Source organism: Variovorax sp. GW821-FHT10B04, from assembly GCF_059415645.1.
Genome location: NZ_JBWKNQ010000001.1, coordinates 202,855 through 223,244, shown reverse-complemented (window position 1 = coordinate 223,244; position 20,390 = coordinate 202,855). Strand labels below are relative to the sequence as shown.

Annotated in this window: 20 protein-coding genes; 13 read left to right on the top strand and 7 right to left on the bottom strand. The window is 65.8% G+C overall.

All coding sequences use genetic code 11. The annotated features are described in order from the left end of the window. Positions 1–47 precede the first annotated feature (47 nt). Both AC07PZ_RS01075 and AC07PZ_RS01070 read left to right on the top strand, forming a co-directional pair. Positions 48–1,013 (top strand): Bug family tripartite tricarboxylate transporter substrate binding protein, encoded by a 966-nt coding sequence (locus AC07PZ_RS01075; RefSeq protein WP_495293149.1) that lies wholly within the window; start codon positions 48–50, stop codon positions 1,011–1,013. Positions 1,014–1,118: 105 nt separating this feature from the next. Continuing rightward, on the top strand, positions 1,119–1,976 hold the full coding sequence (locus AC07PZ_RS01070; protein ID WP_495293148.1) for a coniferyl-alcohol dehydrogenase: 858 nt from the start codon (positions 1,119–1,121) through the stop codon (positions 1,974–1,976). Here the strand turns inward: AC07PZ_RS01070 and AC07PZ_RS01065 are convergent. The 4 genes from AC07PZ_RS01065 to AC07PZ_RS01050 form a co-directional block, all read right to left on the bottom strand. Further along, the gene (locus AC07PZ_RS01065) at positions 1,953–2,819 is read right to left on the bottom strand and encodes a sugar phosphate isomerase/epimerase family protein (RefSeq protein WP_495293147.1); all 867 of its coding nucleotides are present in this window, start codon (positions 2,817–2,819) and stop codon (positions 1,953–1,955) included. The genes AC07PZ_RS01070 and AC07PZ_RS01065 overlap by 24 nt on opposite strands. After that, positions 2,816–4,111, bottom strand: a complete 1,296-nt coding sequence (gene shiA, locus AC07PZ_RS01060) for a shikimate transporter (RefSeq protein ID WP_495293146.1) — start codon at positions 4,109–4,111, stop codon at positions 2,816–2,818. The genes AC07PZ_RS01065 and shiA overlap by 4 nt, the downstream gene beginning before the upstream one ends. 166 nt (positions 4,112–4,277) lie before the next feature. Beyond that, positions 4,278–4,925: a TetR/AcrR family transcriptional regulator gene (locus AC07PZ_RS01055; RefSeq protein WP_495293145.1), complete on the bottom strand. Its 648-nt coding sequence runs from the start codon at positions 4,923–4,925 to the stop codon at positions 4,278–4,280. 179 nt (positions 4,926–5,104) lie between these two features. Continuing rightward, entirely contained in the window at positions 5,105–6,229 is a 1,125-nt protein-coding gene (locus AC07PZ_RS01050) for an NADH:flavin oxidoreductase (protein WP_495293144.1), read from the bottom strand. A gap of 98 nt (positions 6,230–6,327) precedes the next feature. On the opposite strand from AC07PZ_RS01050, the gene AC07PZ_RS01045 reads away from it, so the two are divergent. Beyond that, positions 6,328–6,741 (top strand): winged helix-turn-helix transcriptional regulator, encoded by a 414-nt coding sequence (locus tag AC07PZ_RS01045; RefSeq protein WP_495293143.1) that lies wholly within the window; start codon positions 6,328–6,330, stop codon positions 6,739–6,741. A gap of 45 nt (positions 6,742–6,786) precedes the next feature. Here AC07PZ_RS01045 and AC07PZ_RS01040 read toward each other — a convergent pair whose 3' ends face one another. Further along, a complete protein-coding gene (locus AC07PZ_RS01040) occupies positions 6,787–7,170 on the bottom strand; it encodes a UTRA domain-containing protein (protein WP_495293142.1) in 384 nt (127 codons plus the stop codon). Positions 7,171–7,346: 176 nt separating this feature from the next. Here AC07PZ_RS01040 and AC07PZ_RS01035 point away from each other — a divergent pair, with 176 nt between their 5' ends. The 10 genes from AC07PZ_RS01035 (at position 7,347) to AC07PZ_RS00990 (ending at position 17,291) form a co-directional block, all read left to right on the top strand. Continuing rightward, complete coding sequence (locus tag AC07PZ_RS01035; protein ID WP_495293141.1) at positions 7,347–8,162, top strand: SDR family NAD(P)-dependent oxidoreductase; 816 nt, start codon at positions 7,347–7,349, stop codon at positions 8,160–8,162. A gap of 61 nt (positions 8,163–8,223) precedes the next feature. Then, entirely contained in the window at positions 8,224–8,889 is a 666-nt protein-coding gene (locus AC07PZ_RS01030; RefSeq protein WP_495293140.1) for a TetR/AcrR family transcriptional regulator, read from the top strand. Between the two features lie 46 nt (positions 8,890–8,935). Further along, positions 8,936–10,126 (top strand): ABC transporter substrate-binding protein, encoded by a 1,191-nt coding sequence (locus AC07PZ_RS01025; RefSeq protein ID WP_495293139.1) that lies wholly within the window; start codon positions 8,936–8,938, stop codon positions 10,124–10,126. A 6-nt stretch (positions 10,127–10,132) separates the two neighbouring features. Then, positions 10,133–10,900, top strand: coding sequence for an ABC transporter ATP-binding protein (locus AC07PZ_RS01020; protein ID WP_495293138.1), 768 nt, complete (start codon positions 10,133–10,135; stop codon positions 10,898–10,900). Beyond that, positions 10,897–11,613 carry an ABC transporter ATP-binding protein gene (locus AC07PZ_RS01015; protein WP_495293137.1) on the top strand — a complete coding sequence of 239 codons (717 nt, stop codon included), beginning with the start codon at positions 10,897–10,899 and terminating at the stop codon, positions 11,611–11,613. Before AC07PZ_RS01020 ends, AC07PZ_RS01015 begins: the two co-directional genes overlap by 4 nt. Positions 11,614–11,645: 32 nt before the next feature. Beyond that, the gene (locus AC07PZ_RS01010; RefSeq protein WP_495293136.1) at positions 11,646–12,518 is read left to right on the top strand and encodes a branched-chain amino acid ABC transporter permease; all 873 of its coding nucleotides are present in this window, start codon (positions 11,646–11,648) and stop codon (positions 12,516–12,518) included. 3 nt (positions 12,519–12,521) lie between these two features. Beyond that, positions 12,522–13,556: a branched-chain amino acid ABC transporter permease gene (locus AC07PZ_RS01005; RefSeq protein ID WP_495293135.1), complete on the top strand. Its 1,035-nt coding sequence runs from the start codon at positions 12,522–12,524 to the stop codon at positions 13,554–13,556. Positions 13,557–13,561: 5 nt separating this feature from the next. Further along, a complete protein-coding gene (locus AC07PZ_RS01000) occupies positions 13,562–14,800 on the top strand; it encodes a thiolase family protein (protein WP_495293134.1) in 1,239 nt (412 codons plus the stop codon). Between the two features lie 4 nt (positions 14,801–14,804). Continuing rightward, the gene (locus AC07PZ_RS00995; protein ID WP_495293133.1) at positions 14,805–16,445 is read left to right on the top strand and encodes an AMP-binding protein; all 1,641 of its coding nucleotides are present in this window, start codon (positions 14,805–14,807) and stop codon (positions 16,443–16,445) included. Positions 16,446–16,517: 72 nt separating this feature from the next. Then, a complete protein-coding gene (locus AC07PZ_RS00990) occupies positions 16,518–17,291 on the top strand; it encodes an SDR family NAD(P)-dependent oxidoreductase (RefSeq protein WP_495293132.1) in 774 nt (257 codons plus the stop codon). Between the two features lie 48 nt (positions 17,292–17,339). Here the strand turns inward: AC07PZ_RS00990 and AC07PZ_RS00985 are convergent, their stop codons facing one another. Both AC07PZ_RS00985 and AC07PZ_RS00980 read right to left on the bottom strand, forming a co-directional pair. Then, positions 17,340–18,464: an NAD(P)/FAD-dependent oxidoreductase gene (locus AC07PZ_RS00985; protein ID WP_495293131.1), complete on the bottom strand. Its 1,125-nt coding sequence runs from the start codon at positions 18,462–18,464 to the stop codon at positions 17,340–17,342. Beyond that, on the bottom strand, positions 18,465–20,387 hold the full coding sequence (locus tag AC07PZ_RS00980; protein WP_495293130.1) for an ABC transporter permease: 1,923 nt from the start codon (positions 20,385–20,387) through the stop codon (positions 18,465–18,467). Positions 20,388–20,390 lie beyond the last annotated feature (3 nt).

Here is a 20,390-nt window from a genome sequence, read left to right as displayed (position 1 = left end):
TCGGCCCATCACCCGAGCACCCTGATTTTTACAACGGAGACATTCATATGCTCAATCGACGGAAGGCCACAGCGTCGCTGCTGGCGGCGGCGGCATGGGCGGGCGGTGCCCGCGCTCAGCTTGTCGGGGACAAGCCCATCACGATCCTGGTGCCCTATCCCCCAGGGGGGCCCGGCGACATGATGGCAAGAACCATCAGCGAAACGATGGGCAGCCGAATCGGGCGGCCAGTCATCGTCGACTACAAGCCGGGAGGCGCCGGATCCATCGCCGCGTCGGCGCTGCTGCAGCAACCCGCGGACGGCAACACGCTGCTCGTGGCCGAGATGTCCGTGCTGTGCACGAACAAGCTGCTCTATTCGAAGCTCCGGTACGACCCGATGGTGGATTTCAGTGCCGTGACGCCGCTTCCGCAGATGCCGGTCGTGCTCTACGTACCGCATGGCAGCCCGATCAACTCGATCGCAGACCTTGCAGTTGCATCGCGCAGCAAGCCCATGAACTACGCGACGCAGGGCAACGGATCGGTCGGCCATATCCTGGGGCAGCTGCTGGCGACGGCCACGGGCGCACAGGTCAACGCCATTCCCTACAAGGGCGCCGCCCCCGCCATGGCCGACCTGATCGGCGAGCAGGTCGACTTCCTGTTCGATGGAATCGGTGCGGGTCTGCAATACGTAAACGCACAGAAGCTCAAGGTCATCGCCGTGGCCGGCCCGAATCGGCTTGCGCAGGTGCCCCATGCACCGACGACCGCGGAGGCGGGGGCTCCGGGCGTCGAGTTGACGGTGTGGTTCGGTGCGGTCACCCGCGCGGGCACACCAGCCACTGCGGTGCAGCGCCTGAATGAAGAGATCAGCCACGCCATGGCGCTGCCGAAGAACACAAGCCGCTTCGGCGATCTGGGCTTTCAGTTCGTCAATCAGTCTCCCGCCGAGTTCCAGAAGTTCATGGGCCGCGAATCCGCGAAATGGGGCGCCTTCTTCAAGGAGCGGAATATCGCCCTCGACTGATGCGCCAGGTCGGCTCTCGAGGCGCGCTGGCATCTCCGGCTCGAGCGGCCGGAGATGCCAGTGGCCAGTGCATGTTCAATTGCCAACGTCTTTCGGATTGAATCGATGTTTCAGAACAAGGTGTTTGTCGTGACCGGCGTCAGCTCCGGCATTGGCGCTGAGACGGCGCGGCTGCTTCGTGGGCAAGGTGCACGCGTGCTGGGTGTGGACCTGCGCCAGCCAGCGATCGGCAGCGACGATTTCTTTCAGACAGACCTCGGCGATCCGGAGTCCATTCAGCGCCTGGTGGCGGCATTGCCGTCGGGTATCGATGGGCTGGCCAACATTGCCGGATTGCCGCCCACGCATCCCGCATCGGCGGTACTCCGCGTGAATCTGGTCGGGCTGAAATACCTGACGTTGGCGCTGGTGCCCAAACTGGCGGACGGTGCGTCCATCGTCAATCTGGCGTCGCTGGCCGGTGCCGGCTGGGCGCTTGCTGTTCCCGCGATCAAGGCTTGCGCCGAACTCCGATTTGCGGACGTCGAGCAGTTCTGTGCCGTGCAGCGCATCGAAGGCGCCCGCAGTTACTTCTTCTCGAAGGAGGCGTTGATCGCCTGGACAATCCAGAACCGCTGGACCTGGCGTTCACGCGGCATCCGGATGAACGCGGTCAGCCCGGGGCCCGTGGATACCCCCATCCTGAAGGACTTCGTCCAGACGCTGGGTGAGCAGGCCGGCGAGCGCATGCGTGCCATGGAGCGCCCAGGGACGCCAGCCGACATCGCTCCCGTCGTGGCGTTCCTTCTCAGCCCTGCGTCCGCATGGGTGCGTGGTGCCAACGTGCCCGTGGATGGGGGACTGCACGCCTATGCGCTGGACCGCCAGCATGGCTTGTCCCAGGCGACGCCGAGTGGGCTCGCAACGGTGCCGAAGGACTGCCGATCGACACGGTCGATATCAGACGACCCGCGGCAACCGTGACCGCAACCAGGCTGCGCTATTGCAGGCTCTTTCGGCAACGACGGATGCAGGCGACAACCCGAAGTCATCGTGAAACACCTCGAAGCTCAGTGGGCCCGCATAACCGGCCTTCCATAGAACATCGGCGTAGGCGACGACTTCGTCGCCATGCAGACCTTCGCCAGGGAAAACGCGTGCATGTCTTGCAACATGCAAACGCTCTGCCGTTCCTGCGAGATTTCGGGTCAGACAGTCCGACAGCTGGAGCAGAAAGACCTTGTCGATGTCCATCCGGGCCAGGGCCTCGGGCGACGTTTGCACGGCGAGCAGATGCAGGGAATCGACGGCCAGGCCAAAGCCGGCCATGTCGACTTGCTGAACCACTTCCCACGCGGCAACGACGTCGCTGACGGCGTGTCCCCAGGAGAGGGCTTCGTAGGCGAGTCGAACGCCGTGGCGCTCGGCCGCCTGGGTGAGCGCACGCAGGTCCGTGACGATCGTCGACCTGTCCTGGCTTGAATCGGGCGAGACGTTCGAGCACACCAGGAGCATGGGTGCGCCGACGTCGACGCACATCTTGAACAACGTCTCTGCGTGTTCGAGCTTGTGCGAGCGCTGCGGGCCAACGCCGAGGCCGTCTGCGTCGCGCAACAGCTGCAGGCCCGTCACGCGCAATCCACTCTCGCGCACCGTGCGCACCGCCTCGGCGTAAGGCAGTTCTCCGACCAGGTCGGAAGCCCAGAGCATGATCTCTCCAAAGCCCGCGGTGCGCGCGGCGTCGAGCCGCGAAGCGAGCGGACCGGCCATGGAGCGTGAATCCATGCCGAACAGAAAAGGGCAGTCGCGTTGCATCGACTCCGTCACTTGCTCGACTCGGTCTGGGGCCGCATCGTGGCGGCAACGATCCCAGAAACGAGACAGCCGCCGGCAAGGTAAGCCGCGACCCAGTGCCACGACCCGCCGCCGTACGCGGCAAGGCCGGCTGCTATCAACGGCGTGAAGCCGCCACCGATGGCGCTTGCGACCTGGTAGCCGACACCCGCACCGCTGTAGCGGTATTCGGTGCCGAACAGCTCGGTGAACATGGGTTGCTGGACGCTCACCGGCATGTCATGCGCCACGTTGTACAGAAGGATCGCGAAGATCACGATGCCCAGGGTCCAGCCGTGCTGCATCGAAAGGAAAAATGGCACCGCGGAAAGGACACCGACGACGGCGCCGCCGATGTAGACGCGCCGACGGCCGTAGCGGTCGGCCATGGTGGCGAAGACCGGCACCGTGATCAGGCTCACCACCCCGACCAGCAGCACGATGTTCAGCAGGAAGCCGCGATCGAGTCCCAGTTGCGCAGTCCCATAGCTCAGCGCAAAAGCCGTCACGATGTACGTGGCATAGAGCTCGCCGAGGCGCAGTCCGATGATCTGCAGAAACGCGACCGGCTGTTTGGTGATGGCCTGCACGATCGGCAGCGTTTCTCGCTTGTCGAGGCGCTTCTGCTGAACATCGCGGAGGAACTCGGGCGTCTCCTCCACGCTCGAGCGGACCCAGAGGCCGATCATCACGAGCACGACGCTGAACAGGAAGGGAAGGCGCCAGCCCCATGAACGAAAGTCATCGTCCCCCATGACCCTGCTCACGATGGCAACCAGGCCTGTCGCGAGGATCAAGCCCACCGCATAACCCAGTTGCACGCCGCTGCTGTAGATGGCTTTCTTGCCTGGCGGTGCGCTCTCGACGGCCATCAGCGCAGCGCCTCCCCATTCGCCGCCCACGGCGAACCCCTGGATCGCTCGCAGCAACACCAGCAGGACCGGTGCCCACCAGCCGATCGTCGCGAAGGAGGGCAGAAAGCCGATCGCCGTGGTGGCCAGGCCCATGATGATGACGGTCAAGGCCAGCATGCGCTTGCGCCCGAGCTTGTCGCCGTAGTGCCCGAAGACGATGCCGCCCAGGGGCCGGAAGAGGAATCCCACGCCGAAGGTCGCGAAAGCGGCGAGCGTTCCCATGGCCGGGCTGACCTGGGGGAAGAACTCCGAATTGAAGACCAGCGCGGCGACGATGCCGTACAGCAGGAAGTCATACCAGTCGACGACGGCGCCGGCAAAACTGCTGAGCGCAGCCTTGCGCGCTTGTCGTTCGGCCGCCTGGTCGAACACAGGTGCCTTGTTTGCTGCTGTCGGTGGGCGCGCGCCTGCTGCCGGAGCGCCCGTTCGGGTCGGTGCCAATGCCATGTGGACTCTTTGAATCAGTGAAGAAGTGGCGTGAATATATTGGACAGTTGGTATGTTTTATCTTAGGGTTAACACCCGGCAATCGCTCGACTCATCCCGTTTTCTTGCGGCGCTTGGGCGCTGGGGCCGTGTCGGCGTCCTGCTTCAGGTCCGAGGTCACGTAGCGCACGACCATGTCGACGACGTTGTCGCGGCGCACGACCGCCGACGATGCGCTGCCGGGTGTCGACTGGAAGATCAGCGAGAACGTCGGCTTGTTGGAGACATGGTGAAAACACAGGGCGCTGATCGACATGTGGATGTCGACGGGATCCAGGTCCGGCCGGAAGGCTCCAGCCTCTACGCCCCTCGCATAGACATCGCGGAGCGTCTCGATCACGGGCTCATTGAGATCGCGAATGAGCGTGGAGCGGGCCAGGTATTCGCCGTTGTTCATGTTCTCGGCCATCACCAACCGCACGAACTCCGGATGGGCCTGGTGGTAGTCGAACGCGGCGCCGATGAGACTCCCCAGAGCCGCGACCGGCTCGAGGTCCGTGAGATGCAAGCCGGACTCGAGTTGCCGGATCTTGCGGTAGGCCTCTTCGAGCACGGCCACATACAGCCCTTCCTTGCTCTCGAAGTAGTAATAGATCATGAACTTCCGGGTGCACGTCGCTGCGGCGATGGATTCGATCCGCGCACCGGCAAAGCCCTTCTCCGCGAACTCGGTGGTTGCCGCGACCAGGATGTCGGCCATGGTTCGGTCCGGATCGTTGGTTCTCTTTCCAGCAGTTTTTCTCTTCCGCGGCGAGGGCTCCCTGGACGTCGGGACAGGAGCAGATTCGTTCATGTGTTCAAGGCGCTGGAGAGAATCCAAAGATTATCGAGCAGGCCCGAGGCCTGCGGCCTCACGAACCGCAGGCGCGATGCCGGTCCTCAGACGAGTTCGCCGAGCGCCTTGGCGGTGAAGTCCTTCATGCTCGCCATGTCGCCGGCGCGCACCTTGGTCACCCAGTCCGGGTCGCCCAGCAACGCGCGGCCGACGGCGATCAGGTCGAACTCGTCGCGCTCCAGGCGTTCGAAGAGATTGCCCAGGCCTGCGGGCTGCGAACTCTTGCCACCGAAGGATTCGAAAAAGTCGCCCGACAGCCCGACCGAACCCACGCTGATCGTCGCCGCGCCGGTCAGCTTCTTGGCCCAGCCCGCGAAGTTCAAACCGGCCTCGCCGTCGAGTTCAGGAAACTCGGGTTCCCAGAAGCGGCGTTGCGAGCAATGCAGCACGTCGACGCCTGCCTCGACCAAGGGCAGCAACCAGTCGGTCATGGCTTCCGGCGTCGGCGCGAGGCGCGCCTTGTAGTCCTGCTGCTTCCACTGGCTCACGCGCAGGATGATGGGAAAGTCTGGCCCCACCGCGGCGCGGACGCTCTTGACGACCTCGGATGCAAAGCGCGAGCGCTCCTTGAGCGTCGCACCACCGAAGCGGTCGGAGCGCTTGTTGGTGCCTTCCCAGAAGAACTGGTCGATGAGGTAGCCGTGGGCGCCGTGCAGTTCCAGCGTATCGAACCCCAACCGCTTGGCGTCCGCGGCTGCATGGCCGAAGGCCGAGATGGTGTCCGCGATCGCCTCGTCGGTCATCGTGACGCCACGCGGCGTTCCCGGCGCGAGCAGGCCGGAAGGTCCTTCGGCCGGGGCGGGCGGTGTCCATGTCGTTTGAGGGTTGCCTGCGGTGCCGACGTGCCAGAGCTGCGGGCCCATCTTGCCGCCGGCGGCGTGCACCTGATCGATCACGTGCTGCCAGCCGGCCAGGGCCGCCTCGCCGTGGAAGAACGGTACCTGCGGATCGTTCTTGGCGGCAGGGCGGTCGACCACCGTACCCTCCGAGAGGATCAGGCCGACCTGCGCTTCGGCGCGGCGGCGATAGTAGGTGGCGACGTTGTCGCCGGGCACGCCTTCAGGTGAGAACGAGCGCGTCATCGGCGCCATCACGATGCGGTTCTTCAGTTCGAGCGGCTTGATGCGAAGAGGGCGAAAAAGCGTGTCGGCACGGGACAGGGATGTCAAGAAAGGCTCCAATCTGTGATGAATGGCGGCCAGTATAGAAAATAAACCTGGGATAAAATAGCCACCTGAAAACCACCAGGTAGCCTTGGAGATACCGCATGTCGGCTTGCCCGTCCGAAGAGTTCAATGCCAACTGCCCGCAGCGGCTGCTGCTCGACCAGCTGACCGAGAAGTGGTCGATGCTGGTGCTCATCGCGCTCAACGAGGAGCCCCTGCGTTTCAACGCCATCAAGCGGCGACTGACGGGCGTCACGCAAAAGGCGCTGACGCAATGCCTGCGTCGACTCGAGCGCAATGGCATCGTGACGCGCCGTGTCGTGCCGGCGTCGCCGATCGCGGTGGAATACGCCATCACGCCGCTGGGCCGCAGCGTGCAGCGGCCTTTGAAGGAGATGTACCGCTGGACGACCGAGCACATGGACGAGATCGAGCAGGCACGCGCGAGCTTCGATCGGAATGCGCTCGGCGATGTCGATGAAGGGCGCGGTGCGTCGCTCGCTGCAGTCGGCTGACGGGGCACGGCTTCCGGTCGAACGGCAGCGCCGCAGCGCTTCCGGCTAGCGGTCGACCGAATGCTGGTACGAGCCCGCCGACAGGGTGTTGATGGCCGATGCCGGTATTTCCATGAGAAAGCGTGTTCGCTCCGGCACCGCCACGCTCTGCAGGTGATAAATGGGATGGCCGTCCTGGGCATAGAACAGCCGCGTCACCTGGATCAGCGGACTGCCCACATTGGTCTCCAGCAGGCTGGCTTGCTGCGGATCGGCGAGGATGGCCGAGATTTCCGCGGCCTGCTTGGCCGCGACGACAGGGCGCGCGTGCGGAGGCGAGTTCGTTGAAGGCCCGTGCCTTGCCTGCCACGTCCAGACGCTCCACGAACTTGCGGAGCATCGGCGTGTCGATGGGGCCAGGGCAGACGACGTTGAAGCGCACCGGCGCAAGCTCGTAGGCCGCGGCCTTGGTCACGTCCGCCGCGCGCCCGTGATGGTGTGTTCGACAGCCGACTTCACGCGCCGATCGGCAAGGTCCGTGGCATTAGGGATTAGCCGGATGGGTGCGGCAGATAACATCGTTACCATGCGGGTAACGTCGTTATCTCAACTGGTGATCCTTGACCATGTCCCTGCGCCTGAACGAAAAAACTGCACTGATCTTTGGTGGTGGAATGCCCGAGGAAGCCGTCGGAAACGGCGCTGCCATCGCGCTGCGGATGGCCGAGCACGGCGCCACGGTCGTCGTGGCGGACAAGGACGGCGAAGCGGCTGCTCGCACACGGCACGCCATCCGGCGAGCGGGCGGTCGCTGCGAGATCGTGCAGGCCGACGTCTGCGAGGAAGAGCAGATCCGCGAAGCCGTGCAGGTGGCTCTCGCGCTGAACGGCAACATCGACGTCCTGGTCAACAACGTCGGCATCGTGACGCTGGGTGGCCCTGAAGAGGTCGACGTCGATGCCTGGGATCGCGCATTCCGGGTCAATGTGCGCTCTGCCTTTCTGGCCTGCAAATACGTGCTGCCCGTGATGAAGGCGGCGAGCCGGGGATCGATCATCCAGATCTCGTCCGTGGCGTCCACGCGATGGGGAGGCACGCCTTTCTGCGCCTACACCGCAACCAAGGCCGCCCTGAATGCGCTGGGCCAAAGCGTGGCGATGCAATACGCCCCGCACGGCATCCGCTGCAACAACATCCTGCTCGGTCTCATCGACACGCCGCTGGTGCGCCAGCAGCTCGGCACCACCGACCCCCAGGGCATCGACAGCCTGCTCGCGGCGCGCAACGCACTGTGCCCGACCGGTGCCATGGGCACGCCGTGGGACGCCGCCGAGACCGCACTCTTTCTTGCAAGCGACGAGTCGCGCTACATCAACGGGATCGACCTCGTGGTGGATGGCGGACTGCACAACCAGGTCCTTCCGCCTGCGCGCCGTTCCTGACGGCATCGCCGGCAACTCCTTCTCATCGAATCAAGACATGCCAACCAAACATACAGCTTCCATGGCCGGCTCATCGGCCCTTCCAGATCCGAACGGCATTCCCGCCGAACTGCGCGATCGCCTGTCGCCTGTCGTGATGGACTCGTATTCGGCCGGTGACTTTCATCGGGTCGACATGCGCAGCATCGCGCGTGAGGCGGGAATGAGCTTTCGCACCATCTACCGATACTTCGGCGACAAGGAGTCGCTGCTTTTCTGGTTCATCCAGCACTGGCTGAGCGACCTCTATCCGGCGGCGCTCGAGCCCCTGGAGGGCGACGCCGGCCTGAAGGTCAAGCTGCTCGGCGTGCTCGAGGCCCACCTGGCGTTCTACGAAAAGCACCCGAACGTCGGTCGCATCATCTTCATGACCGTGCCGCTCGAGCGCTGGATGCGCGATCCGAGCTACGCCCAGCGTGAACTCATGCAGAGAGTGCTGCAGGCCATCAACGAGGCGCAGCAGCGCGGCGAGCTGCGCGCCGACATCGACAGCCGCGTGATCCTGGACGCCTGGAGCGCCATCTTCAACCGTGCCTTCCTGATGTGGGAATACCGGCGGCGCAGCTACTCCCTGACAGGGCAGGCCGCGCCTCTGTTCTCGATCCTGTGGCATGGCATTGCCGGCACGGCGTCGCCCGCCAAGACAGCGGCCGCCCGAAAGACTGCGTCGAAGCGCGTCTCCGGCTGAGCCGACGCTGCCTCTCCCGATTTCCACAACGACGACGAGACAAACCATGAAGAAAAGACAGTTCATTGCAACGATGGCAGGCGCCGCTCTGGGTGGTGTCAACGTGATCATGCCGGCCCACGCCGCCAACGCGCCGGGCATCGACAGCCGCGAGATCAAGATGGGACAGACGCTGCCTTTGAGCGGACCGGCGGCCGCCTACGCCGCCACCGGCAAGGTGATGGCGGGCTACTTCGCCCGCATCAACGCGGAAGGAGGCATCAATGGCCGCAAGCTCACGCTCGTTCAATTGGACGATGGCTACAGCCCGCCCAAGACCATCGAGCAGTCACGCCGTCTGGTGGAGCGCGAACAGGTCGCCTTCGTCGTCTACCCGATCGGCACACCCACCGGCGTCGCCGCGCGCAGCTATTTCAACAATGCGAAAGTGCCGCAGCTGTTCGTGGGCTCCGGTGCCGCCACCTGGGCGGACGACGTGGCGAAATTTCCGTGGAGCAGCGGCTGGCAACCTCTGTATACCGACGAGGGCCGCAGCTTTGCACGGCACATCCTGAAGAGCCAGCCTGCCGCCAGGATCGCGGTGCTCTACCAGAACGACGATGCCGGCAAGGACATGGTGCGGGGCCTCAAGGAGGGACTGGGTTCCGCGGCGGGCCAGATCGTCCGGGAGGAATCACACGAGGTCACCGATCCCACCGTGGATTCGCAGGTGCTGTCGATGCAGGCGGCCGGCGCCGACGTGCTGGTGATGTGGGGCTCCCCCAAGGCCACGATCCAGACGATCCGCAAGGTCCGTGACATCGGCTGGAATCCGGCCTTCTACATCAATCAGAACTCGTCCTCCGTACCGAACGTGCTCACGCCGGCCGGACTGGACAAGTCCAAGGGCATCATCAGCGCCGCCTTTCTCAAGGACCCCGCCGATCCCGCCTGGAAGGACGACCGCGAGGTGCAGGAATGGATGGCCTTCATGGACAAGTTCAATCCTGGCGCCGCCAAGGACTACTTCGCGGTCTACGGCACCTGCATCGCGCAGACCACGGTGCAGGTCCTGCGGCAGTGCCGCGACGACCTGTCTCGCGAAAACATCCTTCGGCAGTCGCGCCGGCTCGACATGGACCTGCCGATGTTCCTGCCCGGCGTGCGCATCAAGACGAGCGACGCCGAACCGCACCCGGTTCGCAGCCTGCGCCTGCAGCAATTCAATGGCACCAACTGGACGATCCTGTCCGCCTGAGCCGAGATGCAGTCCACGCTTTCGATCAAGGACCTGACGATGCGCTTCGGCGGCATCGTCGCGCTGGATGGCTTCAGCATGGAAGTGCCGCAGGGCAGCATCTTCGGGCTCATCGGTCCGAACGGCGCCGGCAAGACGACCTGCTTCAACTGCATCAGCGGGCTCTACAAACCGACCACCGGCAGCGTGGTCCTGGGGCAGACCGAAGTGACGCGCCTGCCACGCCACCGAATGGCCCGCCTGGGCCTGAGCCGGACGTTCCAGAACGTCGCGCTGTATCCGTCGATGACGGTGCACCAGAACGTCATGGTGGGTGCGCACAGCCGGTATCCGGTCACGCTGGCGGGCACCGCGCTGCGCACGCGTGCGACCCGGACGGCAGAGCGCGAGGTGAAGCAGGCAGCCGACGACGCGCTGGCGACGGTCGGCCTCACGCCGCTGGCTGACCGCAGCGTGGCGGAACTGCCCATCGGCATCCAGCACCGGATCGAGATCGCCCGCGCACTGGCAACCCGGCCCAAAGTGCTGCTGCTGGACGAACCTGCCGCCGGTCTGACCGCGGGCGAAGTCGACAGCCTGCGCGACGTGCTGCTGCGCCTGCATGCGGAGCTGGCCCTGACCATCGTCATCGTGGAGCACAACATGCGCTTCGTGATGAAGACCTGCGACGAGATCGCGGTGCTCAACTTCGGCCGCAAGATCGCCCAGGGCAAGCCGGACGAGATCCGCAACGATTCCGCGGTGATCGAAGCCTATCTGGGAGGCGTCGCATGACGCATCGACTGGAATTGCGCGGCCTGGTCGTGGCGTACGGCCGCACACGCGTCGTGCACGGCGTCGACCTGCATGTCGACGAAGGCGAAATGGTGGCGCTGCTGGGCGCCAACGGCGCGGGCAAGACGTCGACGCTGCGTGCCATCAGCAACCAGCAGGTCGACGCAGCGGGCAGCATCCACTTCGAAGGCAAGGACCTGCGCGGCATGGCGGCACCCGCGGTCGCGCGGCTGGGCATCGCCCACGTGCCGGAGGGGCGCGGCACCTTCGCCGACTTGAACGTGCTGGACAACCTGCGCATCGGCGCCATCCAGCGACGCGACAAGGCGGGCGTCGAGCAGGACATCCGGAAGATGCAGCAGTTGTTTCCAAAGCTCGCCAGCCGCGCCACGCAGGCGGCCGGAACCCTCAGCGGCGGCGAGCAGCAGATGCTGGCGATCGCCCGCGCGCTGATGATGCGGCCGAAGATGCTGCTGCTCGACGAGCCCTCGTTCGGTATCGCGCCGCGAGTGACGCAGGAGATCTATGCCTTGCTGGGCGAACTGCGCAGGACCGAGGGCCTGACTGCGCTCATCGTGGAGCAGAACGCGGAGTTGGCGCTGTCGCTGGCCGACCGCGCCTACGTACTCGAGAGCGGGCGCATCGCAACGCTGGGCACGCCTGCCGAACTGCGAGGCAACGAAATGATGCGCCAGAGCTACCTGGGTCATTGAGCCCATTCCACATCGTCGTCAAGAACTCCCTCATGCAAGCATTCATCCATCAGATCGTCTCGGGCCTCGCTGCCGGCGGCATCTACGCAAGCCTGGCCATCGCCCTGGTACTGATCTACCGCTGCACCGCATCGGTCAACTTCGCGCAAGGCGAACTGGCGATGTTCTCCACCTACATGAGCTGGGCGCTGGTGCAGTCCGGCATTCCGTGGTGGTGGGCGTTCGTGCTCGTCGTCGCCGGGTCGTTCGTGCTGGGCTTCGCGCTGGACCGCGCGATCTTTCAGCCGCTTCGGCACCGGCCGGTGCTGTCGGTCGTCGCGGCCAGCATCGCGCTGCTGATCATCGTCAACAGCCTCGTCGGCATGCTGTTCGGCTACGAACTCAAGGAGTTCGCCTCTCCCTTCGGCGGAAGGATGGGTTTCGGCGAGCCCTATCTGTCGGCACACGAGGCCGGGGTCCTGCTGGTCACCCTGGCCGAGTTGCTGGCCACCTACGTCTTCTTCCGGTACACGCGCTTCGGCCTGGCAATGCGTGCGGTGGCCGTCAATGCGGCGTCGGCGGAGTTGAGCGGCATCGGCACGAACACCGTGCTCGCCGTGGGCTGGGGCCTGGCAGCCGTGGCGGGCGCGGTGGCAGGGCTCATGGCGGCACCGATCGTGTTCCTGGAGCCGTCCATGATGATGGGCCCGCTGATCTATGCGCTGGCCGGCGCGTTGCTCGGCGGCATATCGAGCCCCGTGGGCGCCGTCATCGGCGGCTTTTCCGTGGGCATCGCGGAGAACCTTCTGGGCGCCTATGTGGTGGGCAACGACCTGAAGCTCACCTGCATCATGTTCCTGATCATCGGCTGCCTCGTGCTGCGACCTGCAGGTCTCTTTGGCAAACAGATTCAGGCGAGGGTCTGAGCCATGAACGCCATCGTTTCGAAGCGTGCGGCCGTTGCATTGCCGCAGCCCGCCAGGACGCGCCGAACGGCGCCCGCGATCACGCTCTCCATCGCGCTCGCGACCCTGGCCTTGCTGGCGTGGGCGTTCGGCTGGCAGAGCTATCCGCTCTTCGTGCTGACACAGGTGCTGATCTTCGGCATCGCGATCCTGGGGTTGAACCTGCTGACCGGCTACACCGGACAGATCTCGCTGGGCCATGGCACCTTCTTCGCGTTGGGCGCCTATTGCGCGGCGGTGCTGGCTTACCGGTTCGGCTGGCCGTTGTACCTGGGCATCCCGGCCGCGGCGGTGTTCTGCTATGCGATCGGCTTCCTTTTCGGGTTCCCGGCATTGCGCCTGCCGATGCTGTACCTGGCGTTGTCCACCTTCGCCGTGGCGGTCGTCACACCCCAGACGCTGAAGTGGAAAAGCATCGAATGGTTGACCGGTGGTGTCCAGGGCATCGTGCTGAACAAGCCTGTGTTTCCGGGCGTGCTGGCCGACAAGCCGGACTGGTGCATCATGGTTTGCGTGGCCGCCTGCGCGCTGCTCGCCCTGTTGCTGGCCCGGCGAATTCTGGGCTCGCAGTTCGGGCGGCTGATCGATGCGTCGCGCGACCATCCGCTGGCGGCGACGGCCGGCGGGCTGGACGTGACCGCCATCAAGACGCAGATGTTCGGCCTCAGCGCGGCGTACACGGGCCTTGCGGGCGCACTGAGCGTGCTTGCCAGCCAGTTCGCTTCTCCCGAGAGTTTTCCGTTCCTGTTGTCGGTCTCGTTGCTGGTCGGCAGCTTCGTGGGCGGTATCCGCAGTCTCGGCGGCGCATTCATCGGCGCAGCGTTCATCGTGCTGACCCCCAACCTGGCCGAGAGCATTTCCCAGTCGGCGCCGTGGCTCGTGTTCGGCATCGCGCTGATGGTCGTGGTCTTCCTTGCGCCACACGGCATCGGCGGCTGGCTGCAAGGCGCATGGCAGCGCAGGACGCTCCGTCCCGACGACACAACAACAACTCCCTGACCCTCATGACCAACAAAGTCTTCATTGCCGGCACCGGCATGACCCGTTTCGGAAAACACCTGGACCGCGGCCTCAAATCCCTGGCCGCCGAAGCCATCGACGAGGCCCTGAACGACGCCGGCATCGCCCCGTCGCTGCTGCAGGCCGCCTACATGGGCAACGCGGCGGCCGGTGTCATGACAGGGCAGGTGCTCATCCCGGGGCAGGTCGTGCTGCGCGGGATGGGCATCGGAAGAATTCCGGTGATCAACATCGAGAACGCGTGCGCGACGTCCGCCACCGCATTCCAGCAGGCGGTGACCATGATCGAGCTGGGCGCGCACGACATCGTGCTGGTCGCCGGCTTCGAGAAGCTCTACAGCGAAGACAAGGCGCGCACCTTCTCGGTGTTCCAGGGTGCCGTGGATCTGGAGGCCATCGACGAGGTACTGGCCGCCCTGGCGGCCAACATGTCGCGCACGGGCGCCGCAGGCGACATCGGCGAAGCCGGCCGGTCCCGGTCCTTGTTCATGGACCTGTACGCCGGCATGGCGCGCGACTACATGCGCACCACCGGTGCCACGCGGCGCGACTTTGCGGCCGTCGCGGCCAAGAACTCCTTTCACGGGAGCCTGAACCCGAAGGCACAGTTCCAGGACGTGCTGAGCATCGAGCAGGTGCTTGCAGCCCCCCTGATCGTCGACCCGATGACGCGGCCGATGTGCGCACCCATCGGCGACGGCGCGGCGGCCCTGGTGTTGGTGTCGGAGAAGAAGGCGCGCGAGATGGGTCTCCGGGATCGGGTGCGCGTGCTGTCGTCCGTGCTCGCATCGGGCTGGGACTACGAACCCGGCGAGACGACGCGCCTTGCGCCATACGCAGCCCGGCGAGCCTATGACGCGGCCGGCCTGGGCGCGCGCGATCTCGACGTCATCGAATTGCACGATGCCGGCGCTCCCGCCGAGCTCATGTACTACGAATACCTGGGACTGGCCGATGCCGGCGGCGCGGCCGGCCTGCTGGCCAGCGGCGCAACCCGGCTCGGCGGCGCCATACCCGTCAACCCTTCAGGCGGACTGCTGCGAAAGGGCCACCCCATCGGCGCATCGGGCTGTGCGCAGCTCGTCGAACTGGCCGACCAGCTGCGTGGGCGCTGCGGTGGCAGGCAGGTGGAGGGCGCGCGCACCGCGCTCGCGGAAAACGGCGGTGGCTGGATCGGCGACGACGCCGCCGCCATCGTGATCAGCATCCTTCAGAAGGAGTGAGAGAGTGACTGCGATCTCCCACGACAGCATCGCTGCCATCGTCCGCGCGTTCGCGCTGGCGGAACCGCGTCGCGAGGCCTTGGTCTTCGAAGGTGCGAACGTGCGACCCGACGATGTCCGCACCTACGGCGACCTCTGGCTCCATGGCCAGGCGCTCGCCCGTGGAATGCGGCGGCGCGGCGTCGGCGCCGGAACCGTCCTGGCGGTGCTGATGGCGAATCACGCGGAGTTCATCGAACTCATGGTGGCGGCCGCCCTGCTGCGAGCGGTTCTCGTGCCCATCGATCCGCGCACCAAGGGCGAGAAGCTCGCGTTCATGATCAGGAACGCCGGTGCGCAGGCCGTCATCGCCGCCGACTATGCGCTGACCAACGTCGAGGACGCTGCCGAAGGCGGACTGGACATCGGCTGGCTGGCTGCTCTCGCGACCGACGAAGGTCCGGGCCGCGCGCTGTGGAGCCGGAACGTCGAGGACTTTTCGGCCCTCGTGCAGCGCGAAGGGGAGGAGCTTCCCGTGCCGCAGGACACCGGCGAAGAGACCATGTTGATCATGCACACCTCGGGCACGACGGGGGATCCCAAGGGAATCGTGCTGACGCATCGACGCTTCTGCGAGACCTCGGCGCGTGCCCTCGGGCTGTTCGGATACCAGGCCACCGATCGGCTTTACTCGGGTCTTTCGCTGACGCATGCAAACGCGCTCCTCGTGACGCTGGGGCCGGCAATGGTCGGCGGCGTCCGGATGGTCTTCTCGCGGCGTTTCACGAAGACGCGGCTGTGGCCGCTCACACGCAAGTACGGCTGCACCAGCTTCACGTTGCTCGGGGGAATGACCACCGCGCTGTATGCCGAACCGCCGCGCGAGGACGACTCGGACAACCCGGTGCGCTTCGTCGTGTCGGCCGGTATGCCGGCTGCGATATGGCGGAACTTCGAGCAGCGCTTCGGCGTGGACGTGCTGGAGTTCTATGGGTCGGCGGAAGGCGGCCTCGCGGTCAATCCGATAGGAGGCGGTCCGGTCGGCAGCGTCGGAAGGATCGCGCCCGGATTCATCTACCGCCTGGTGGACGAATCAGGCCAGGGCGTGCCGCGCGGCTCCCCTGGCGAATTGCTGCTGCGAGCTGCCGATGGATCGCCCTTCAAGGTGGAGTACGTCGGCAATCCCCGGGCCTCGGCACAGAAGACCCAGGACGGCTGGCTCCACATGGGTGACGTGCTGCGTGAAGATGAGGCCGGTTGGCTGTTCTACGAATACCGCAAGGGCGGCGGCATACGCCGCAATGGTGACTTCATCACGCCCGCGTATGTGGAGAAGGCGATCGCCGAGTCCGGCCTGGTGCACGACGTGTACGTGTACGGCGTGCCCGCCGCTTCCGGCGCCCCGGGGGAGAAGGACGTTGTCGCGGCCGTGGTCCCGAATTCATCGCCGCAGTTCGATCCGCAGGACCTCTTTCGTCGATGCCGCCTGATGCTCGAACCCAACTTCGTGCCGACCTTCATTCAGGTCGTCGCGCAGATCCCGAAGACGGCGTCGGAGAAGCCGCAGGAACGCTTCCTGATCGAAGCCCTCGTGGCGCAACCGCAGGACGTGCATGCCGAGGCCACGCAACGCCGGGATCTGCCGCGCGAGATCCTGCGTGGTTGATGCAGCCACCGTCCATGACCCGGCGATCGCGACCTCGCACGCGACGCTCCTCCTCGCTGAAAGAAGTTCCTCATGCACATTCAAGACAAAGTCGTCGTCATCACCGGAGGCGCCTCCGGCCTGGGTCTCGCGGCGGCGCGCTATCTGATCGAGGAGAAAGGCGCGAAGGTCGCGCTTCTCGACCTGGATGACGATGCGGGGCGCCGCGCCGTCAGCGAACTGGGCGACCGGGCCATGTACGCGCGCGCCGACGTGAGCAGCGACCAGTCGCTGCGGCTCGCGCTCGATGCGGTGATGTCGCGCTTCGGCGCCATTCACGTTGGCATCAACTGCGCGGCGATCCTCGGGCCGGCCAAGGTACTCGACCGGGACGGCAGGGCCACGCCGCTCGCCCACTTCACGCGGACGACCATGGTGAATCTCGTCGGAACCTTCAACGCCATGAGCCAGTGCGCCGAGCGGATGACGGCCAACGACCCCGAGGATGGCGAGGAGCGCGGCGTGGTGATCAACATCTCGTCGGTGTCCGCCTACGAGGGCCAGATCGGCCAGTGCGCGTACTCGGCGACCAAGGCCGGCGTCATCGGCCTGAACATGCCCGCTGCGCGTGAGCTGGGTGCACGAGGCATCCGCGTCAACTCGATCGCGCCGGGCCTCTTTCTCACGCCGATGGCAGCGCAGCTCGACAGCAAGGCGCTCGAGCGGCTGCGATTGCAGGTCGAAGCGCCTCCGCGCATGGGCGAGACACGCGAGTTCGCTCATTGCTGCGCGTTCATCATCGAGAACGCATACCTGAATGCCGAGACGATCCGACTGGACGCGGCCTCGCGCCTGCGCGCTCGCTGAAAGACAAATGCCGACTTTGGGCTGACCTGCGCCGCTCGGGCGGCGCCGTCAGCGCAGCCGCCGCGGCGAAAGCGCCTCTGCCACCACGCCGTGCGCGGCCAGGTGCTGCGGCATCTCTTGCCCCAGCAGCAAGGCGCCGGCCAGCGCCGCCGCTGCCGATGCCGTCTGGACCCCGTAGCCGCCTTGCGCCGCCACCCAGAAGAACTGCGGACAGTGGTTGTCCGCGCCGATCACGAGATCGCCGTCCGCGACGAAGGAGCGCAGGCCGGCCCAGGTGTGCTTCGGCCTCCGGATCTGCATGGTGGTGACTTCCTCGATGCAGTAGATGCCGGTGGCGACATCGAGTTCTTCGGGTTGGATGTCCTGCGGGTCCACCGGATCGGCGTTCGCGGGGGAACCGAGCAACTGGCCGGCATCGGGCTTGAAGTAGTAGCTCTCGTCGACGCCGATGACGGCAGGCCAGCTGGCGATGGCACTGCCAGCCGGCGGATCGAAGGTGAAGGCGGTGCGGCGCTTGGGCTGCAACCCGATCGGCATCGCGCCGCAGCGAACGGCCACCACATCGGCCCAGGCGCCAGCGGCATTGACGAGCTGGCCAGCGGTCAGCAAGCGTCCATCGGCCAGCTCGATCGTCCACTGGCCAGCCGCGCGCTGCGCCGACGATAGCGCCGCGTTGTTCAGCAACTGCCCGCCGTGCCGGCGAAAGCCGCGCAGGTAGCCCTGGTGCAGGGCATGCACGTCGATGTCCATCGCATCCGATTCGTACACGGCGCCGCAAATGAGATCGGCGCGCAGCGCGGGGCAACGTTCGATGACCTGCGACGTGGACAGCAGCTCGACATCCGGCGACCTCTCGCGCGCGAACGCGAGGGCATCTTTGAGCGCCTGCTCCTGTCCGGTCCTGGCCACGTGCATCACGCCGCGCGGCGACAGGATCGGGTGCTCGGCGAAGCCTTCGGGCGGAACTGCATAGAAGGCGCGGCTCGCACAGGTCAGCGCACGGATCATCGGCGTGCCATAGGTCTCCATGAAGAGCGCCGCAGAGCGGCCGGTCGCGTGGTAGCCGGGTTGTTCCTCCATCTCCAGCAGCGCCACGCGCGCGTGCGGCGCGAGCTGCCATGCGAGGGATGCGCCGGCGATGCCCGCGCCGACGATGACGATGTCGAACTGCACTCAATGCTCCTGGTGTGCCTGCAGGGGAGTCGCGGCGCGGCTGCTCTCGGCCTTGCGGGCCGGCAGCCTCGCGCCTGCAAATGCCGCGGCGAACGTCCCCGCGATGCCCGCGCGGAACGAGAGAACGACGATGAAGAAGACGAGGCCCTGGACCACCGTGACCCAGTCCTGCAGCCCCGCCATGTAAGTCTCCATGCCGATCAGGGTCAACGCGCCCAGCACCGGGCCGACGATGGTGCCCAGGCCGCCGACCAGCGTCATCAGCACGAACTCGCCGGACATCTGCCAGGTCGCGTCGGTGAGCGTCGCGATCTGCACCGCGATGGCCTTGGTCGCGCCGGCGAGGCCCGTCACGCCGGCCGAGAACACGAACACCGCCAGCTTGTAGCGGTTGACGTTGTAGCCCAGGGACACGGCGCGCGGCTCGCTGTCGCGAATGGCCGCGATGATGCGTCCGACCGGCGAGTGCACCAGCCTTGCGATCATCAGGATGCAGGCCGCGCAGATCAGCAGCACGAAGAAATAGGTCGAGATGTCGCTCTTCAGGTCCCACACGCCGAAGGCCACGCCGCGCGGAATGTTCTGCATGCCGTCCTCGCCGTTGGTGAAGGGCGCCTGCACGCAGAAGAAATAGACCATCTGTGCCAGCGCCAGCGTCGACATCGCGAAGTAGATGCCCTGCAGCCGGACGGCGATCACGCCCACGATGCCGCCGAGCACGACCGAGGCGGCCGTTCCCGCGAGGATGGCCCACTGCGGCGCCATGCCGAAGACCGTGGCCAGGTACCCGGACACATAGGCCGAGAAGCCGAAGAACATTGCATGGCCGAACGACAGCACGCCCATGTACCCGAGCAGCAGGTTGACGGCGCTGGCAGCCACGGCGAAGCAGAGCACCTTGATCAGGAACACCGGGTAGACGAAGAACGGCGCCGCCACCAGCGCCGCGACTGACACCGCGAGCATCAGCCAGGCCAGAGGCCGGCTGCGCGTCTTCGTCGAAGAAGCCTGGCTGGTCATGGCGCCCGAGAATTTCTGCGTGATCACGCCCTTGCCGAAGAGACCCTCGGGCTTGATCAGCAACACCGCCGCCATGATGATGAAGACTACCGTGTCGGCCAGCGGCGCATAGAACACCTTCATCAGTCCTTCCGAGAGACCGAGCAGGTAGCCCGTCATGATCGCGCCCTTGATCGAGCCCATGCCGCCGATCACCACGACCGCGAAGATCACGACGATCAGGTTCGAACCCATGGCCGGGCTGACGTTGTAGATCGGTGCGGCGAACACCCCCGCCAGTCCCGCCAGGCCGACGCCGAAACCATAGACCAGCGTCACCATCAGCGGCACGTTGATGCCGAAGCCGCGCACCAGGTCGGGCCGCTCGATGGCGGCGCGCAGGTAGGCGCCGAGCTTGGTCTTCTCGATCACGAGCCAGGTGCCCAGGCACACGGCGAACGAAGCGAACAGCGCCCACAGCCGGTAGTAGGGCATGTAGCCCAGGCTCGTGCGAAAGCCGCCGGGGATCGGGTTCTCGTACGGCAGGCCGGCCGCGCCGAAGCTCTTGCGGTAGAGCCCCTCGATGATCAGCGTGGCGCCGAAGGTCAGCAGCAGGCCGTAGGTGTGGTCCAGGTGGTAGAGCCGGCGCACGAAGAGCCGCTCCATCAACATGCCGCTCGCGCCGACCGCGAGCGGTGCCAGCACGATGGCGAACCAGTAGTTGATGCCGGCCCACTGCAGCAGCATCCAGGCTGCGAACGCACCCATCATGTACTGCGCGCCATGCGTGAAGTTCACGACGTTCAGCAGGCCGAAGATGATCGCCAGCCCCAGGCTCATCATCGCGTAGAAGGAGCCGTTGATCAGCCCCAGCAGGACCTGCCCGACGAGTGCTTGGGGCGAGATGCCCAGAATGTCAAACATGGT

Coding starts and splice junctions, on each gene's coding strand:
- AC07PZ_RS01075 (WP_495293149.1), top strand. CDS start 48: ATGCTCAATCGACGGAAGGCCACAGCGTCGCTGCTGGCGGCGGCGGCA.
- AC07PZ_RS01070 (WP_495293148.1), top strand. CDS start 1,119: ATGTTTCAGAACAAGGTGTTTGTCGTGACCGGCGTCAGCTCCGGCATT.
- AC07PZ_RS01055 (WP_495293145.1), bottom strand. CDS start 4,925: ATGGCCGACATCCTGGTCGCGGCAACCACCGAGTTCGCGGAGAAGGGC.
- AC07PZ_RS01045 (WP_495293143.1), top strand. CDS start 6,328: ATGTCGGCTTGCCCGTCCGAAGAGTTCAATGCCAACTGCCCGCAGCGG.
- AC07PZ_RS01035 (WP_495293141.1), top strand. CDS start 7,347: ATGTCCCTGCGCCTGAACGAAAAAACTGCACTGATCTTTGGTGGTGGA.
- AC07PZ_RS01030 (WP_495293140.1), top strand. CDS start 8,224: ATGGCCGGCTCATCGGCCCTTCCAGATCCGAACGGCATTCCCGCCGAA.
- AC07PZ_RS01025 (WP_495293139.1), top strand. CDS start 8,936: ATGAAGAAAAGACAGTTCATTGCAACGATGGCAGGCGCCGCTCTGGGT.
- AC07PZ_RS01020 (WP_495293138.1), top strand. CDS start 10,133: ATGCAGTCCACGCTTTCGATCAAGGACCTGACGATGCGCTTCGGCGGC.
- AC07PZ_RS01015 (WP_495293137.1), top strand. CDS start 10,897: ATGACGCATCGACTGGAATTGCGCGGCCTGGTCGTGGCGTACGGCCGC.
- AC07PZ_RS01010 (WP_495293136.1), top strand. CDS start 11,646: ATGCAAGCATTCATCCATCAGATCGTCTCGGGCCTCGCTGCCGGCGGC.
- AC07PZ_RS01005 (WP_495293135.1), top strand. CDS start 12,522: ATGAACGCCATCGTTTCGAAGCGTGCGGCCGTTGCATTGCCGCAGCCC.
- AC07PZ_RS01000 (WP_495293134.1), top strand. CDS start 13,562: ATGACCAACAAAGTCTTCATTGCCGGCACCGGCATGACCCGTTTCGGA.
- AC07PZ_RS00990 (WP_495293132.1), top strand. CDS start 16,518: ATGCACATTCAAGACAAAGTCGTCGTCATCACCGGAGGCGCCTCCGGC.
- AC07PZ_RS00980 (WP_495293130.1), bottom strand. CDS start 20,387: ATGTTTGACATTCTGGGCATCTCGCCCCAAGCACTCGTCGGGCAGGTC.